Source organism: Pseudomonas putida (assembly GCF_001636055.1).
Taxonomy (GTDB): domain Bacteria; phylum Pseudomonadota; class Gammaproteobacteria; order Pseudomonadales; family Pseudomonadaceae; genus Aquipseudomonas; species Aquipseudomonas machongensis.
This window is the reverse complement of sequence record NZ_CP011789.1, coordinates 5,728,017-5,743,488: the sequence shown is the minus strand read 5'-3', so window position 1 is coordinate 5,743,488 and position 15,472 is coordinate 5,728,017. Positions and strand designations below refer to the sequence as shown.

At 64.9% G+C, this 15,472-nt stretch carries 14 protein-coding genes; 6 read left to right on the top strand and 8 right to left on the bottom strand.

What is annotated here, in order from left to right; translation table 11 throughout:
- Positions 1 to 34: 34 nt before the first annotated feature.
- From xylB to AB688_RS25630, 7 genes are all read right to left on the bottom strand, one after another.
- Positions 35 to 1,525, bottom strand: a complete 1,491-nt coding sequence (gene xylB, locus AB688_RS25660; RefSeq protein ID WP_063546503.1) for a xylulokinase — start codon at positions 1,523 to 1,525, stop codon at positions 35 to 37.
- A 16-nt stretch (positions 1,526 to 1,541) separates the two neighbouring features.
- Positions 1,542 to 3,017, bottom strand: coding sequence for a mannitol dehydrogenase family protein (locus AB688_RS25655; RefSeq protein WP_063546501.1), 1,476 nt, complete (start codon positions 3,015 to 3,017; stop codon positions 1,542 to 1,544).
- Positions 3,018 to 3,038: 21 nt separating this feature from the next.
- The gene (locus tag AB688_RS25650) at positions 3,039 to 4,151 is read right to left on the bottom strand and encodes an ABC transporter ATP-binding protein (RefSeq protein WP_063546499.1); all 1,113 of its coding nucleotides are present in this window, start codon (positions 4,149 to 4,151) and stop codon (positions 3,039 to 3,041) included.
- Positions 4,152 to 4,308: 157 nt separating this feature from the next.
- Positions 4,309 to 5,142 carry a carbohydrate ABC transporter permease gene (locus tag AB688_RS25645; RefSeq protein ID WP_063546497.1) on the bottom strand — a complete coding sequence of 278 codons (834 nt, stop codon included), beginning with the start codon at positions 5,140 to 5,142 and terminating at the stop codon, positions 4,309 to 4,311.
- A 10-nt stretch (positions 5,143 to 5,152) separates the two neighbouring features.
- The gene (locus AB688_RS25640) at positions 5,153 to 6,076 is read right to left on the bottom strand and encodes a carbohydrate ABC transporter permease (protein WP_063546495.1); all 924 of its coding nucleotides are present in this window, start codon (positions 6,074 to 6,076) and stop codon (positions 5,153 to 5,155) included.
- An 81-nt stretch (positions 6,077 to 6,157) separates the two neighbouring features.
- Positions 6,158 to 7,468 (bottom strand): ABC transporter substrate-binding protein, encoded by a 1,311-nt coding sequence (locus tag AB688_RS25635; protein ID WP_063546493.1) that lies wholly within the window; start codon positions 7,466 to 7,468, stop codon positions 6,158 to 6,160.
- Between the two features lie 173 nt (positions 7,469 to 7,641).
- Positions 7,642 to 8,547: an AraC family transcriptional regulator gene (locus AB688_RS25630; protein ID WP_054895474.1), complete on the bottom strand. Its 906-nt coding sequence runs from the start codon at positions 8,545 to 8,547 to the stop codon at positions 7,642 to 7,644.
- 130 nt (positions 8,548 to 8,677) lie between these two features.
- Here AB688_RS25630 and AB688_RS25625 point away from each other — a divergent pair, with 130 nt between their 5' ends.
- From AB688_RS25625 to AB688_RS25600, 6 genes are all read left to right on the top strand, one after another.
- Positions 8,678 to 9,178 (top strand): M48 family metallopeptidase, encoded by a 501-nt coding sequence (locus tag AB688_RS25625; RefSeq protein ID WP_054895460.1) that lies wholly within the window; start codon positions 8,678 to 8,680, stop codon positions 9,176 to 9,178.
- 13 nt (positions 9,179 to 9,191) lie between these two features.
- Positions 9,192 to 9,488 (top strand): winged helix-turn-helix domain-containing protein, encoded by a 297-nt coding sequence (locus tag AB688_RS25620; protein ID WP_054895459.1) that lies wholly within the window; start codon positions 9,192 to 9,194, stop codon positions 9,486 to 9,488.
- Complete coding sequence (locus tag AB688_RS25615) at positions 9,485 to 10,126, top strand: helix-turn-helix transcriptional regulator (RefSeq protein ID WP_231100279.1); 642 nt, start codon at positions 9,485 to 9,487, stop codon at positions 10,124 to 10,126. Before AB688_RS25620 ends, AB688_RS25615 begins: the two co-directional genes overlap by 4 nt.
- 108 nt (positions 10,127 to 10,234) lie before the next feature.
- Positions 10,235 to 11,200 (top strand): threonine/serine dehydratase, encoded by a 966-nt coding sequence (locus AB688_RS25610; protein ID WP_063546489.1) that lies wholly within the window; start codon positions 10,235 to 10,237, stop codon positions 11,198 to 11,200.
- The gene (locus AB688_RS25605) at positions 11,197 to 12,189 is read left to right on the top strand and encodes an ornithine cyclodeaminase family protein (protein WP_063546487.1); all 993 of its coding nucleotides are present in this window, start codon (positions 11,197 to 11,199) and stop codon (positions 12,187 to 12,189) included. The genes AB688_RS25610 and AB688_RS25605 overlap by 4 nt, the downstream gene beginning before the upstream one ends.
- An 86-nt stretch (positions 12,190 to 12,275) precedes the next feature.
- On the top strand, positions 12,276 to 13,013 hold the full coding sequence (locus AB688_RS25600; protein ID WP_054893129.1) for a substrate-binding periplasmic protein: 738 nt from the start codon (positions 12,276 to 12,278) through the stop codon (positions 13,011 to 13,013).
- A 178-nt stretch (positions 13,014 to 13,191) separates the two neighbouring features.
- Here the strand turns inward: AB688_RS25600 and yccS are convergent, their stop codons facing one another.
- Complete coding sequence (gene yccS / locus AB688_RS25595; RefSeq protein WP_054893130.1) at positions 13,192 to 15,375, bottom strand: YccS family putative transporter; 2,184 nt, start codon at positions 15,373 to 15,375, stop codon at positions 13,192 to 13,194.
- Positions 15,376 to 15,472 lie beyond the last annotated feature (97 nt).

Genomic DNA, 15,472 nt, shown 5'->3' with positions numbered 1-15,472 from the left:
TCCGAAACGAAGTAAGCGGGCAGGATACCTGCGATCAGTGCGCAGGCAGATGCGAAAGATAACGTTGATAGGCTGTTTCGTAGGCCGCCTGCTGTGCGGGCCGGGGTGTGGTGCGGGTGCTTTCGTCGAGTTCGACGCAGCGCTGGCACAGGGCCTGCAGGCTATCTCCTTCGCCGAGCTTTCGGCCCAGGCTCCAGGCGGCCTGGATGGCAGCGCCCAGGGCGGCGGCTTCGGTCTGGCGCGGGCACACCACCGGCAGGCCGAGCAGGTCGGCGAGCGTCTGGCGCCACAGTGGGCTTTTCGCCGCGCCGCCGACGAGGCGGATCTCCTGCCCCTGCAGGCCACTGGCGCGCAACAGGTCGAGCCCGTAGCGCAGGCTGAAGCAGGTGCCTTCGAGCACCGCCCGGCAGAGGTTGGCGCGGGTCAGGTTGCTGCTGGTCATGCCGTGCAGACTGGCGCTGGCCTCGGGCAGTGCCGGCACGCGTTCACCATTGAAGAATGGCAGCAGCAACAGGCCGTCGGCGCCGACCGGGGCTTGTGCGGCGAGCTCGCTGAACGCCGACAGGTCAAGCTGCAACAGGTCTTGCACCAGGGCGCAGGCGCTGGTGAGGTTCATGGTGCAGATCAGCGGCAGCCAGCCGCCGGATGAGCCGCAGAAGGTCGCGACTTCACCGTGGGGGCTGACGTGTGGCTCGTCGAGGTGTGCGGCAAGGGTGCCGGAGGTGCCCAGGCTGAGGGTGATCATGCCGGGATGGATGTTGCCGGTGCCGATGGCGCCGAGCATGTTGTCGCCGCCACCGCTGGCCACCCAGGCGCCAGTGTCCAGGCCCAGCGCCCGGGCTGCCGAGGGCTGCAGGGTGGCGATGCAGTCGCCGGGTTCGACCAGCTCGGGCAGTGCCGCCAGCAGGCGCTTGCCGGGCTCGATCAGCGCCAGCACATCGGCGGCCCAGGTGCGAGTGCGCACATCGTAGTAGCCGGTGCCCGAGGCGTCGCCAGGTTCGCTGCAGGCACGGCCGGTGAGCCAATGGTTGAGGTAGTCGTGAGGCAGCAGCAGGTGTGCGGCGCGGGCGAACAGCTCGGGGTGATGGCGCTGGCTCCACAGCAGCTTTGACAGCGTATAGCCCGGCGCGACCACCAGCCCCAGGCGCTCCAGCGAGCCTGCGGCGCCGCCGAGGGCGGCCAGCAATTCGTCGTTTTCCGGGGTGGTCTCGGTGTCGCACCAGAGCTTGGCCGGGCGCAGCACTCGGCCCTGGTCGTCGAGCATCACCAGGCCGTGTTGCTGGCCAGACACGGCCAGTGCGCGGATGGCATGGCCGCCGACCCCTGCGTCGGCCAGGGCATTGGCTACCGCCGTGCGCAGCGCCTGCAGCCAGTCTGCCGGATCCTGTTCGCGGCGCCCGTGGTCGCCCTGCGGCGCCGCATGTGCCGCGCTGCCCAGCCCCAGTACACGGCCGCTGCCTGCGTCGAGCACCAGGGCCTTGGTGCCCTGGGTGCCGCAGTCGATGCCGAGGAACAGTCCGTCCATATCGCCGTGCTCCGTCTCAGTCGCCCAGTACCCGGCGCAGGGTTTCACTCACGCCGACTTCACGCAAGCAGACGTACAGGCGCTCGAAGGCCTCGACAAAGGCCCGCGAGTTGGGGATCGCCGTGCCGAAGATCGCCTCGTCGCCCAGCACCCGGGCGGCCAGCCCTTCGCGCTGGACGACACGGGCCTGGCACTGTGCCGCGCGCGGATCGGGAATGCTGTAGACATTGCCCTTTTCATCCTTGCCGCCCAGGTACAGCGCCCAGGCTGCGACTACCAGCGCCACGCGCTCCAGTGGCTTGCCGTCGGCGATCAGGCGGTTGGCGGTGGGCACGATGAACTTGGGGAATTTTGACGAGCCGTCCGAGCACACCCGCTCCAGCTGGTCGGCGATGGCACGGTTGGAGAAGCGCTCGGTGAGGCTGTCCTTGTAGTGCGTCAGGTCGATGCCCGGTACCGGAGCCAGTTGCGGGGTGACGTCCTGGTCCATGAAGGTGCGCATGTAGCGGCGCAGCAGGTCGTCGGCGAGGGTCTCGTGGACGAAGCGATAACCCTGCAGGAAGCCCAGGTAGGTCAACGCCAGGTGGCTGCCGTTGAGCAGCTTGATCTTCATCTCTTCATAGGGCGTGACGTCGTCGGTGAACTGCACGCCGACCTTCTCCCAGGCCGGGCGACCGCTGACGAACTTGTCTTCCAGCACCCACTGCAGGAACGGCTCGCAGACCACCGGCCAGGCGTCCTCGACGCCATGGCGCTCGGCCAGTTGGCGGCGGTGTTCGTCGCTGGTCATGGGCGTGATGCGGTCGACCATGGCATTGGGGAAGCTGACGTGCTGGGCGATCCACTGGGCCAGGTCGTGGTTGAGCAGGTGGGCGAAGGCCAGCAGTGCCTTGCGCGCCACGTCGCCATTGTGTGGAAGGTTGTCGCAGGACATCACCGTGAACGCCGGGGTGCCGGCCTCGCGGCGACGGCGCAGGGCCTCGCAGAGAAAGCCGAATACGCTGTGCGGCTGGTCAGGCCTGGCCAGGTCGTGCTGGATCATCGGCAGGTTCTCGAGGAACTCGCCCGTGCTGTCGTCGATGCAGTAGCCGCCCTCGGTGATGGTCAGCGAGACGATGCGGATGGCCGGGTCGGCGAGTTTGTCGAGCAATGCCTGGCTGTCGCTTTCTGCCAGCAGCATGCCGCTGATGGCACCGATTACACGCACTTCGGTGTCGGGATTTTCGCCCAGCTCGAACAGGGTGTAGAGGTGGTCCTGACTGGCCAGGGCGTCGCGCATGGCGCGGTCTTCGCTGCGCAGGCCGGCGCCGCAGATCGCCCAGTCGAGGGCTTCGCCACGGTTCATCAGGGCGTCGGTATAGGCGGCCTGGTGGGCACGATGGAAGCCGCCGACACCAATATGCACGATGCCCTGGCGCAGTTGCGCCGGGTCATAGGCGGGGCGTGCGACCGCGGTCGCCAGCTTGTCGAGATTGCGCTTGTTGAGTTTCATCGAAAAATCCTTGAAGACGGCTCAGGCCGCCTGTTGCAGTCGTTTGTCCAGGGCCTTGCCGTTACTGTCGAACAGATGGCAGTGCGCCGGATCGAAGCTCAGTTCCAGTTGCTCGCCGTACTCGGGCGCGAAGTCGCCGCGGACCCGCACGGTGAGCATCTCGCCGGAGGCGCTACGCACGTGGCAGTAGCTGTCGCTGCCCAGGCGTTCGCTGACATCGGCGGTGACCTGCAGCGAGCCATGCTCGCCGTGACCGCTGCGGCTGATGCTCAGGTGCTCCGGGCGAATGCCCAGGGTGATCTGGCTGCCGGTGGCCAGTTCGCCTGCGCATAGCGGCAGGGCGATACGGGCGCCGCACTCGAGGGCGACCTCGCACTGGTTGCCCTGGCTGCGGCTCAGGTGCCCGCGCAGGAAGCCCATCTTCGGTGTGCCGAGAAAACCTGCGACGAACAGGTTTGCCGGATGGTGGTACAGCTCCAGCGGCGAGCCGACCTGCTCGATGCGACCGGCGTTGAGCACCACCACCTTGTCGGCCAGGGTCATCGCCTCGACCTGGTCGTGGGTGACGTAGATCATGGTCGCCGCCAGTTCCTTGTGCAGGCGCGAGAGCTCCAGGCGCATCTGCACGCGCAGGGCGGCGTCGAGGTTGGACAGCGGCTCGTCGAACAGGAAGATCTTCGGGTTACGCACGATCGCCCGGCCGATGGCCACCCGCTGGCGCTGGCCGCCAGAGAGCTGGCGCGGCTTGCGCTCGAGCATCGGTTGCAGCTCGAGAATGCGCGCGGCGTTGTCGACCTTGCTGGCGACCTCGGCCTTGGCCACGCCCGCCAGGTCCAGGGCGAACGACAGGTTCTTGCGCACGGTCATGTGCGGATACAGGGCGTAGGTCTGGAACACCATCGCCAGGTTGCGCTTGGCCGGAGCGGTGTCGGTGATGTCGACGCCATCGAGGGTGATGCTGCCGCTGCTGACCTCTTCGAGGCCGGCGATCAGGCGCAGCAAGGTCGACTTGCCACAGCCGGATGGCCCGACGAACACCACGAATTCACGGTCGTGCACGTCCAGGTCGATGCCCTTGATGATGGCGTGGCCATCAAAGCCTTTTTGCAGGTTGCGGATCTTCAGGTCAGCCATGTCGAGTTACCTGTGCAGTGGCCAGGAAAAAATGAGGTTTTGCAGAATCCTGTAGGAGCGGGCTCGCCCGCGAACACCGGCATAGCCGGTGCCATGCATCGCAGTGTTTGCTTCGCGGGCAAGCCCGCTCCTAGAGAAATGGTGTAGTTGGGGGTATTCATTTCACCGCTCCGAACGACAGCCCGCGCACCAGCTGCTTCTGGCTGATCCAGCCAAAGATCAGGATCGGTGCGCAGGCCAGGGTCGAGACGGCCGAGAGCTTGGCCCAGAACAGGCCTTCGGGGCTTGAGTAGGAGGCCACCAGCGCGGTCAGCGGTGCGGCGGCCGAAGAAGTCAGGTTGAGCGACCAGAACGCCTCGTTCCAACACAGGATCAGCGACAGCAGCACGGTCGAGGCGAGGCCGCCACGGGCGATCGGCAGCAGCACGCGCAAGATTTCCTGCCAGGTGCCGGCGCCGTCCAGGCGCGCCGCTTCGAGGATGTCGACGGGGATGTCCTTGAAGTAGGTGTACACCATCCACACCACGATCGGCAGGTTGATCAGGGTGTAGACGATGATCAGCGACAGCCGTGAATCGAGCAGGCCGAACTGCTTGGCCAGCAGATAGATCGGCATCAGCACCCCCACCGGCGGCAGCATCTTGGTCGACAGCATCCACAGCAGCGTCCGCTTGGTGTGGCGGGTTTCGAAGAACGCCATCGAGTAGGCCGCAGGCACTGCGATCAGCATGCACAGCAGGGTTGCGGAGAACGAGATCAGCACCGAGTTCCAGGCGTAGGCGAAGTAGTCGCTGCGCTCGTTGATGTGCAGGTAGTTCTCCAGCGTCGGGTGGAAGATGAACTGCGGCGGCGTAGCGAAGGCGTCGAGCTCGGTCTTGAAGCTGGTCAGCAGCATCCAGAAGATCGGGAAGAAGATCGCCAGGGCAATGCCCCAGCACAGCAGGCCGATCAGCGCATCGCGCAGGCGGCGGGTTTGCTTGAGTGTCAGCATGGCGGGCTCCTCAGCTGCGCTCGGTGAGGTTCTTGCCGATCATGCGCACCAGCACGATGGCGGCGATGTTGGCGATCAGCACGGCGATCAGGCCACCGGCCGACGCCATGCCGACGTCGAACTGCAGCAATGCCTGGTTGTAGATCAGGTAGGCGAGGTTGGTGGACTCGTAGCCCGGCCCGCCGCTGGTGGTGGTGAAGATCTCGGCGAACACCGACAGCAGGAAGATGGTCTCGATCATCACCACCACGGCGATCGGCCGCGCCAGGTGCGGCAGGGTGAGGTGCCAGAAGATTGCCAGCGGGCCGGCGCCGTCCAGGCGTGCGGCCTCCTTCTGTTCCTGGTCCAGCGACTGCATGGCGGTCATCAGGATCAGGATGGCGAACGGCAGCCATTGCCACGACACGATCAGGATGATCGACAACAGCGGATAGTGCGCCAGCCAGTCCACCGGCTGCGCGCCGAACAGGCGCCAGACCGCCGCGAGGATCCCGGACACCGGGTGGAAGATCAGGTTCTTCCACAGCAGCGCGCTGACCGTGGGCATGATGAAGAACGGCGAGATCAGCAGCACGCGCACCACGCCGCGGCCCCAGAACTCACCAGCCTCCAGCAGCGCGGCGATGAGCACGCCGAACACCACGCTGATCGCCAGCACGCTGCCGACCAGGGTCAGGGTATTCAGGGCGCCGGGCAGGAAGCCGGCATCGGTGACGAAGAAGCTGAAGTTCTCCAGGCCGACGAAGTCGTTCTCGCCGGGGTACAGCAGGTTGTAGCGGATCAGCGAGAAATACAGGGTCATGCCCAGGGGCACGATCATCCATAACAGCAGCAGCGCCACCGAAGGGCTGACCAGGAACCAGCCGGGGCCGACGCGGCGTTTGCCGGGGCGGGCGGGGGCGTGGGTCGGGGTGTCGAGGGCCGAGGTGTTCATGACGACTCCGTGTACGGCAGAAAGAGGCGAGCAGCCGGCCGCCGGCACACCGAGGGCGGCGTGCTGGCGGTCAGTGGCGGTCTACTTGGGGTAGCCGGCGCGTTTCATCTCGCGTTCGGTGGACGACTGGGCGGCAGCCAACACCTGTTCAGGCTTCATCTGGCCGGTCAGGGCGGCGGAGAACAGCTTGCCAACCTGGGTACCGATGGCCTGGAACTCAGGAATGGTCACCAGCTGGATACCCACGTAGGGCACAGGCTTGAGGGTCGGATGGTTGGGGTCGACCTTCTTCAGTGACTCCAGCGTGACCTTGGCGAACGGTGCGGCCTGCAGGTAGGCCTCGCTGTAGGTGGAGGCACGGGTGCCTGGCGGCACGTTGGCCACGCCTTCCTTGTCGGCGACCAGCTGGCCATAGGCCTGGGAGGTGGCCCAGGTGCTGAAGGTCTTGGCCGCGTCCTTGGACTTGGAACTGGTGGGGATCGCCAGCGCCCAGGAATACAGCCAGGTCGCGCCCTTGTCGGTGACTTCCTTCGGCGCGAAGGTGAAGCCCACATCGTCCACGACCTTGCTCTGGCTCTTGTCGGTGACGAACGAGCCGGCGACGCTGGCGTCGACCCACATCGCGCACTTGCCGCTGTTGAACAGCGCCAGGTTCTCGTTGAAGCCATTGCTGGAGGCGCCGGGCGGGCCGTACTGCTTCATGGTGTCGACGTAGAAGTTCAGCGCCTTGGTCCACTCGCTGCCGGTGAACTCCGGCTGCCACTGCTCGTTGAACCAGCGGGCGCCGAAGGCATTGGCCAGGGTGCCGATGAGCGCCATGTTCTCACCCCAGCCGGCCTTGCCGCGCAGGCAGATGCCGTACTGGCCGGCTTCGGGTTTGTTGAGCTTGGCGGCAAATTCGCCCAGTTGGGTCCAGGTCGGTTGCTCGGGCATCTGCAGCCCGGCCTGCTGGAACAGGTCCTTGCGGTAGTAGGTGATCGAGGCTTCGGCATAGAAGGGCAGGGCGTAGAGCGTGCCCTTGACCGACAGGCCGTCGCGCACCGAAGGGAAGACATCGTCGAGCTGATAGTCGGCAGGCAGGTCCTTCATGGGCTCCAGCCAACCCTTGGCGCCCCACAGCGCGGCTTCGTACATGCCGATGGTGAGCACGTCGAATTGCCCGCCTTGGGTGGCGATATCGGTGGTCAGGCGTTGGCGCAGGACGTTCTCTTCGAGCACCACCCACTTGAGCTTGATGTCCGGGTGCTGTTCCTCGAACACCTTGGACAGCCGCTGCATGCGGATCATGTCGTTGTTGTTGACGGTGGCAATGGTCAGGGTTTCGGCAGCCTGGGCAAACACCGGCAGGCTCAGACAGGCAACGGCCACGCAGGCCTTGATCGAGTCGTTCATCGTTGAACTCCTCTTCCGGACCGCAGGGCGGCGCGGAAGTCACTATTGTTTTTTTTGTGTCGCTGGTTGCCGATTACACTCCTGCATCGCCAGCGCAACAAAGCCTCGACTGCACGCGGGCCGATACTTTTTTGCACTGGGGTATTTGCAGTGTGATGCACTGCTCAAACGTTTCAGGAAAGGTTCTGCTCGGTCAGGCGCTGGGTAACCAGGCTGCGGTAGCCCGACGGTGTCATGCCCTTGAGCTGCTGGAAACGCCGGTTGAAGTTGGACAGGTTGCTGAAGCCGGATTCGAAGCACACCTCGGTCACCGGCAGGTCGCTGCGCGCCAGCAGCTCGCAGGACTTGCTGATCCGCAGGCGATTGACGAATTCGACGAAGCCACGCCCGGCGGCCTGCTTGAAGAAGCGCGAAAAGTAGGTGGGGGTCATGCCAAGGTGTTCGGCGACCTCGTTCTGGGTGAGGTCCTGGGCGTAGTGCTGGAAGATGTAGTCCACCGCGCGGTTGATGCGGTCGACGTTGTGTTCATCGGCCAGTTGCGAGGAGGTGACGGTGGACAGCAGCTGGTAGTCCTCGCAGGCAGCCAGCTGTTCCATGAGGATAAAAAAGTATCCCAGGCGCGTCATGCCGGCACTTTGCGAGATGCGTTGCATCAGTTGCTGGCTCTCGGCGATCAGGCGCGGGTCGCGAAATTCGATGCCATAGCTGGCACGGGCCAGCAGTGGCGTCAGCTGGTTGAGCTCGGAGAATACCTGGCTGCCTTGCTCGAGCACTTCGTCGGTGAAGTTGACCAGCATGTCCCGGGTGTCGACCACCTCGTCGGCGGCCACCTGGCTGATCCAGTTGTGTGGCAGGTTTGGCCCTGTGAGAAACAGCGTGCCCGGGGCGAAGTTGCCGATGTAGTCGCCGATGAACACCTTGCCGGAGCTGGCGACGATCAGGTGCAGCTCGTATTCCTTGTGGAAGTGCCAACGCACCAGCGGGCTCGGGAAACCGTGCTGGCGGTAGATCAGCGAATGGCCTTCGTGGTCGTCCATCAGCTCATAGGACGGGTCCGTGATCTTGCTGGCTTTGGGCATGGTGAGTGCTTCGAGCAGGGGCGAATACAGCATCCTAGCCAAATTTTGCGTCCTGTAGGAGCGGGCTTGCCCGCGAAAGGGCCAGACCTGCCAACCACAGGCCCTCACCAATTCGGTAAACTCCCACCCCATGACCACCCTACGCTACTTGCAAGCCTACCCCCCGCACCTGCAGGAACAGGTCCGCCAGATGATCGCCAGCGATCGCCTGGGCGGTTACCTGCAGCAGCGCTACCCCGCGCGCCACGAGGTGCAGAGCGACAAGGCGCTGTACCTCTATGCCCAAGACCTGCGTCAGCAATACCTGCGCAGCGCGCCGCCGCTGGACAAGGTGCTCTACGACAATCGCCTCGACCTCACCCACCGGGCCCTGGGCCTGAACACGGCGGTGTCGCGGGTGCAGGGTGGCAACCTCAAGGCCAAGAAGGAAATCCGCATCGCCTCGTTGTTCAAGGACGCGGCGCCGCAGTTTCTGCGCATGATCGTGGTGCACGAGCTGGCACACCTGCGTGAGCGCGACCACAACAAGGCGTTCTACCAGCTGTGCCAGCACATGGAGCCGGACTACCATCAACTGGAGTTCGACTTGCGTGTCTACCTGACCTGGCGCGAATTGCCAGGCAATGCATGAGGATCCCATCAGCATGGACGTGAGCAAGACCAAGAGCAGCTTCTATCGCCGTCTCTACGTGGCCTGGCTGATCGATAGCCAGACCGCCACCAGCGTGCCCGCGCTGATGGAAGCCACCGGCATGCCGCGGCGTACTGCCCAAGACACCATCGCCGCGCTCGCCGACCTGGATATCGTCTGCGAATTCGAGCAGCAGAGCGGCGCGCGCAACCACGCTGGCCACTACCGCATCCGTGAATGGGGTGCGATCGACAAGCAGTGGATCATCCAGCACCTGCGCACTATTCGCGAAGTGCTCGGCTATCCATGACCACCCTCCAGGACCCGTTCATGTCGTCCAGCCGCTTCAGCAACTACGCCGCCATGGCCGAGGGCATCGCAGCCCTGTTGTTCCCGCATGCCGAAGTGGTGGTGCACGACCTGGCCAGCCAGACGGTGGTGCATATCGCCAACAACATTTCCAAGCGCCAGCTCGGCGATGATTCCGGGCTCGACGACCTGCCCAGCCAGCTCGATGACAGCACCCGCCTGGGGCCGTATGAAAAGCTCAACTGGAACGGGCAGAAAATCCGTTCGATCAGCAGCGTGATGCGCGACGCCAGCGGCCAGCCCGAGGCGCTGATCTGCATCAACCTCAACGTTTCGATTCTCGAGCAGGCGCGCGATGCGCTGGAGGCGTTCTTCCAGGCCAGCCGCCTGTTGCCGCAACCGCAGGCATTGTTCCGCGACGACTGGCAGGAGCGCATCAACACCTTCCTGCATGCCTGGTTGCAGGCGCGTGGATTGAGCCTGGGCGGGCTGGACCGCGAGCAGAAGCGGCAGTTGGTCGAGGCGCTGCACGGGGAGGGCGCGTTCCGCGGCAAGAGCGCTCACGACTACGTGGCCAACGTGCTGGGGATGGGGCGGGCGACGGTATACAAGTATGTGAAGGCGTTGCGCGAAGGCTGAGGCCATCGCTGGCAAACGACAGGCTTTCAATGCCTGGAAAAATAGTCTACGGTAGAATTTAATTCTACATCGTAGCGTTTGCCCCTGCGCATCGCCCAAGGAGCCCCCATGACCATCCTGGACACCCTGCCCCACGCCATCCGCGAAGCCCATGAAGCCCTTCGTCCCCAGGTGGCGGTTACGCCGCTCAGCCACAGTCCGGGGCTCTCCCGCCAGAGCGGCTGCAATGTTCATCTCAAGTGCGAACATCTGCAGCATACCGGCTCCTTCAAATTCCGCGGGGCCAGCAACAAGCTGCGCCTGCTCGACCCTACGCAGCGTCAGGCTGGCGTGATCACCGCCTCTTCCGGCAATCACGGGCAGGGCCTTGCACTGGCCGGGCAGTTGCGGGGTGTGCCGGTCACCGTGTACGTCAGCAGCAGCGCCTCGCCGCTGAAGATCCGGGCCATGCGCGGCCTGGGGGCCGAGGTTATCGAACTCGACAGTGACCCGCTGTCGGTCGAGCTTGAGGCGGCTCGCCAGGCCAAGCTGCAGGGCAAGCCTTTCGTCTCTCCCTACAACGACGCGCAGATCATCGCTGGCCAGGGCACCATCGGCATGGAGCTGTTCGAGCAGGCGCCGGACCTGGACGCGGTTTTCGTCGCTGTCGGTGGTGGCGGCTTGATCTCGGGCATTGGCGCTGCATTGCGCGCGCTTGCACCCTCGGTGCAGGTCATCGGCTGCTGGCCGGCCAACGCACCCACCCTGCAGCGCTCGCTGGAGGAGGGGCGGATCATCGAGATGCAAGAACTCGATACCCTGTCGGACGGCACGGCCGGCGGCGTCGAGCCCGGCGCCATCACCTTCCCCCTGTGCCAGCAGTTGCTGCATCGCACCGTGCTGGTCAGCGAGGCTGAGATCAGCGCAGCCATGCGCGACGTCGCAGCCCACGACCGCTGGATCGTCGAAGGGGCGGCAGGGGTTGCCGTCGCGGGCATGCAGAAACTGGCTGGTGAGTTCCAGGGCAAGAAGGTCGCGGTGGTGCTGTGCGGGCGCAACATCGTGCTGGAGAAGTTCCTGGAGGCGATCCAATGAGGATCATCGACAAGGCGCAACTGGTCGAAATCCTCGACCGGGATTTGGCGGTACGCCTCATCGAAGAGGGTTTTATCGCCTTCTCCGCGGGCAAGGTCCATGTGCCACCGGTGCAGAATTTCGCCTTCACCGAACAAAACGGCGACTGCTGCGTGAAGTCCGCCTGGCTGCAGGGCAGCGATACCTTCACGGTGAAAGTCTCCACCGGTTTCTACGACAACCCGTCCAAGGGCCTGGAAAGCAACGATGGCTTGATGCTGGTGTTTTCGGCCAGTACCGGCCAACCGCTGGCGCTGCTCCAGGACCAAGGCTGGCTGACCTGCCTGCGCACTGCAATGGCCGGGCGTGTCGTCGCCCGCCTGTTGGCGCCGCGCAAGGTACGGGCTATCGGTGTACTGGGCAGCGGAGTGCAGGCGCGGATGCAGCTCGAACAACTGCTGCCGGTCACCGACTGCCGCCGTCTGATCGCCTGGGGCCGCGATGCCGGGCGGCTTGCGGACTATCGACGGTTCGCCGAAGGGCTGGGCTTCGAGGTGCGCACCACCCATGAGGCCCGCGAGCTTGCCGAGTCCGCCAACCTGATCGTCTGTACCACGCCTTCGCGCGAGCCGCTGCTGCAGCGTGAATGGATACAGCCCGGCACCCATATCACCGCGGTGGGAGCCGATGGGCCGGGCAAGCAGGAGCTCGACCCGGCGCTGGTAGCTGCCGCCGATTGCATCGTGGTGGACGCTGTCGGGCAATGCAGCCGCTACGGCGAGGTGTCCCACGCCCTGGAGGCCGGGCTCATTGCACCTGGCGACCTGATCGAGATCGGCGCGTTGCTGGCTGGGCAGGCAAGTGGTCGTACGCAGGATGACGCGATCACGTTGGCTGACCTGACCGGTGTGGCGGTGCAAGACGCGCAGATCGCGCGCTGTGCATTGATGTCCCTTGGGGCAAGTCGCCAAGGAGACCTGCTCGCACAGTTCGGCCAAAATAGAGGCTAAATGACATCATCGTCCGCTGCCGTTGCCCGTCGCCTTTGTGTACTCTCCCGTAAGTGTGGGGCTCTCAACTGCGAAAGGAACTGAGCATGCGGCCACTGCTTTGCGTTCTGGGATTGACCGCAATGATGTTCACGGCGCTCGCGGCGGCGCAGCCACCGCTGCGCCTGGTGGCGGATAAATGGCCGCCGTTCTCCGACAGTGCCATGCCGGGCGGAGGCCTGGCCACCAGCATCGTCACTACGGCACTCACCCGCGCCGGGTACGCCAGCGAGTTCGAGGAAGTGCCCTGGGCGCGGGCGCTGCTGGGGATTGGCGAGGGGCGCTACGACGTGCTCATCAATGCCTGGTACAACGAATCGCGTACTCGCCTGGGCCAGTTCTCGGGGGCCTATCTGACCAACCGTATTCGCCTGCTCAAGCGCCAGCGCGAGGTACTTGGCTTCAAGCGACTGGCCGATCTTTATCCGTATAGCATCGCCGTGGTGCGTGACTACGCCTACTCACAAGCGTTCGATGGCGACAGCCGGCTGAACAAGGTGGCGGTGCGCAACTTCCCGTCGGCGATCCGCATGCTGGCGGCAGGGCGCGTAGACCTGGCGGTGGAGGACGAGTACGTGGCGCGCTACAACCTGCAGCGGGAGCCGCAGGAGGTGCGCGAGGCGGTGGATTTCGTCGAGCGGCCGCTGGGGGAGAACAGCCTGCATATCCTGGTCAGCCTTCAGCATCCTGAGCATCGGCAGATCGTCGAGCGTTTCGAGCGGGCGATTGCAGCGATGAAGGCCGATGGCAGCTATGCGCGGTTGTTGAAGCAGTATGGCTTGTGACCTGGGGTGTCGGTGCAGGCCCTATCGCGGGACGAGCCCGCTCCCACAGGTACAGTGCAGGCCTGAACATCTGGGAGCAACTGTCTTGCTCAAAATTTAAAGTTCAGCCCAATTCCTGTGGGAGCGGCGCTGTCACGCCCCGACTCGTCCCGCGGTAGGGCTGGTGCGGACAGCCGACTCAAGCCGGCTCCCCTTCCTTGATCAGATGCGCCGCCAATGTACGCAACGGCCCCAGTTGCCGGCAGATCAACGCCAACTGGGTCTGTACCAGTCGCTGATGCTCATCCAGCTCCTCGGGCATCTGCTCCAGCTGGTTGGCCAGCGCTTCTTCTTCATCGCTGTGAATGGCCACTGGCAGCCGCGCCGCCAGGCCATTGGCGATCTCGTCGAGACTGCGCGCCAGGCTGCTGCCGACGCCATCGATCAACTGCTCGTGTACTTCGGCAGGCAACGCCGTGTCCCGGTGTGCACCCAGCCCTGACAGGTAGCTGAGCAAGGTGTGCGACAGCACCAGGAAGCGGAAGCCGACATCGGCCTCCTTGCGGAAGTGCCCCGGCTCCATGAGCATGTTCGACAGCGTGGTAGACAACGCCGCATCGGCATTGTGGGCGTTGCGTCGAGCCAGGCGGTAGGCGAGGTCGTCGCGCTTGCCGTTGGCGTACTGCTGCATGATCTGGCGCAGGTACAGGCTGGCGCAGGTCAGGGTGTTGGCCAGCACCTTGTTCAGGCGCCGCCCCTGCCAGTCGGGCAGGAACAGGAATACCGCGAGGATCGCGATCAGGGCGCCCACCAGGGTGTCGAACAGGCGCGGCAGGAACAGCCCGTAGCCATCGCCGATCTGGTTGAAGCAGAACAGCACCATCAGCGTGATCGCCGCCGTGGCCAGGGTGTAGCGTGTGGTGCGGTTGACGAAGAACACCACGCCAGCGACCACCGCGAACAGCGACTGGACGATCGGGTTGGGGAACAGGTCGAACAGCGCCCAGCCAACCGTCAGGCCGATGGCGGTACCGAAGATCCGCTGCACCAGCTTGCGCCGCGTCGCGCCATAGTTGGGCTGGCAGACGAACAGGGTGGTGAGGATGATCCAGTAGCCTTGCGTGGGATGGATCAGGTGCACCATGCCATAGCCGATCGACAGCGCCAGCGGCAGGCGCAGGGCATGGCGGAACAGCAGCGAAGTGGGCGTGAGCTGGGTGCGCAGGCGTTTCCATACCTCCTTGAACGTGCGCGGCGAACGGTCGAGCAGGCTGCTGTCGCTGGCGTCGGCGAGGCTGTCGGGGTTGCTGGCCGCGCCGAGCAAGCGGTCCAGCGTGGCCAGGTTCACCGCCAGTGCCCGCAGCGAGCGCAGCAGGCTGCGCCAGGCCGGGTTGTTCTGGGTGCGCAGATGCTCCAGCGAGGCGTTCAGGTCTTCCAGCGCCTCGGGGTAGCCGCTGGCGAGCACGAACGGCTGGCGCAGGCGGATCGAACGGGCCAGTTCCTGGCAGGACGAACCCTGTTTGCGCAGCAGGCGCTGGCAGCGGAACATCACATCGCTGTGGAAGAACGCCTCGCTCAGGGCGTTGTAGGGGTAGTGCGAGGCGCTGACGCGCTCGTGGATGTCCTGGGCCAGGAAGTACAGCTTCAGGTAGCGACTGACCTTGGAGCTGGGCTGGCTGTTGCCGACCCGGTGCAGGATGATTTCCTTGGCGGCATTGAGCGCGGCCACCACCTTGCCGTTCTGCTTGGCCAGCTCCAGGCGTGTGGCCTCCACGTCGAGGGTGCGCACCGGTTCGAACAGGCTGGCCTTGAGCTTGAGGTAGCTGCCCAGCTCGTAGAACAGCTTGGCCAGGCTCTGCTGCACCGGCTGGTTGGAGAACAGCGCCTGCCAGAGTACCGAGAGCGCCCCGTACCACGCGGCACCAGCCACCAGCAGCAGCGGCTCGTGCCAGAAATCAGTGACCACGCCGCCGCGCTGGTCAACGCCGATCATGGTGTACACCGACAGGATCAGCGTCGCCGAGGCGATGGCGCCATAGCGTTCGCCAAGGGCACCGAGCATGGTCAGGCCAAAGGCTGCCAGGGCCAGTGAGCCGGCGAAGATCCAGGGGTAGGGGAAGAGCAGCTCGACCGACAACGCGGCGATGGCGAAACACACCAGCGTGACGGCCAGCGCACTGAGACGGCCCTGCCAGCCGTCGTCGGTCTCGGCCAGGGCGCTGGCAATGATGCCGAGGAACAACGGGATGAGCAGGCTCATCTCGTTCTGGTACCAGCACCAGGCCATGGTGCCGGTCAGGGCGATGGTCACCCGGATGGCATAGCTGAACTTGTCTTGGCCCCACAAGCGACGCAATGAATGGCGGAACGAGCTCGATGACATAGTGGCCTTGGGCTGTGAGCGAATGGGTGTCCTTACATGGCCGTGGAGCGGCGGGGCGCCCATCGCGGGACGAGCCCGCTCCTACAGGCACCCCGCT

What these genes read in the sequence shown, in the direction of transcription:
- AB688_RS25645 (WP_063546497.1), bottom strand. Translation starts at nt 5,142, where the DNA reads ATGCTGACACTCAAGCAAACCCGCCGCCTGCGCGATGCGCTGATCGGC.
- AB688_RS25610 (WP_063546489.1), top strand. Translation starts at nt 10,235, where the DNA reads ATGACCATCCTGGACACCCTGCCCCACGCCATCCGCGAAGCCCATGAA.
- AB688_RS25630 (WP_054895474.1), bottom strand. Translation starts at nt 8,547, where the DNA reads ATGCCCAAAGCCAGCAAGATCACGGACCCGTCCTATGAGCTGATGGAC.
- xylB (WP_063546503.1), bottom strand. Translation starts at nt 1,525, where the DNA reads ATGGACGGACTGTTCCTCGGCATCGACTGCGGCACCCAGGGCACCAAG.
- AB688_RS25620 (WP_054895459.1), top strand. Translation starts at nt 9,192, where the DNA reads ATGGACGTGAGCAAGACCAAGAGCAGCTTCTATCGCCGTCTCTACGTG.
- AB688_RS25625 (WP_054895460.1), top strand. Translation starts at nt 8,678, where the DNA reads ATGACCACCCTACGCTACTTGCAAGCCTACCCCCCGCACCTGCAGGAA.
- AB688_RS25600 (WP_054893129.1), top strand. Translation starts at nt 12,276, where the DNA reads ATGCGGCCACTGCTTTGCGTTCTGGGATTGACCGCAATGATGTTCACG.
- AB688_RS25650 (WP_063546499.1), bottom strand. Translation starts at nt 4,151, where the DNA reads ATGGCTGACCTGAAGATCCGCAACCTGCAAAAAGGCTTTGATGGCCAC.
- AB688_RS25655 (WP_063546501.1), bottom strand. Translation starts at nt 3,017, where the DNA reads ATGAAACTCAACAAGCGCAATCTCGACAAGCTGGCGACCGCGGTCGCA.
- yccS (WP_054893130.1), bottom strand. Translation starts at nt 15,375, where the DNA reads ATGTCATCGAGCTCGTTCCGCCATTCATTGCGTCGCTTGTGGGGCCAA.
- AB688_RS25615 (WP_231100279.1), top strand. Translation starts at nt 9,485, where the DNA reads ATGACCACCCTCCAGGACCCGTTCATGTCGTCCAGCCGCTTCAGCAAC.
- AB688_RS25640 (WP_063546495.1), bottom strand. Translation starts at nt 6,076, where the DNA reads ATGAACACCTCGGCCCTCGACACCCCGACCCACGCCCCCGCCCGCCCC.
- AB688_RS25605 (WP_063546487.1), top strand. Translation starts at nt 11,197, where the DNA reads ATGAGGATCATCGACAAGGCGCAACTGGTCGAAATCCTCGACCGGGAT.
- AB688_RS25635 (WP_063546493.1), bottom strand. Translation starts at nt 7,468, where the DNA reads ATGAACGACTCGATCAAGGCCTGCGTGGCCGTTGCCTGTCTGAGCCTG.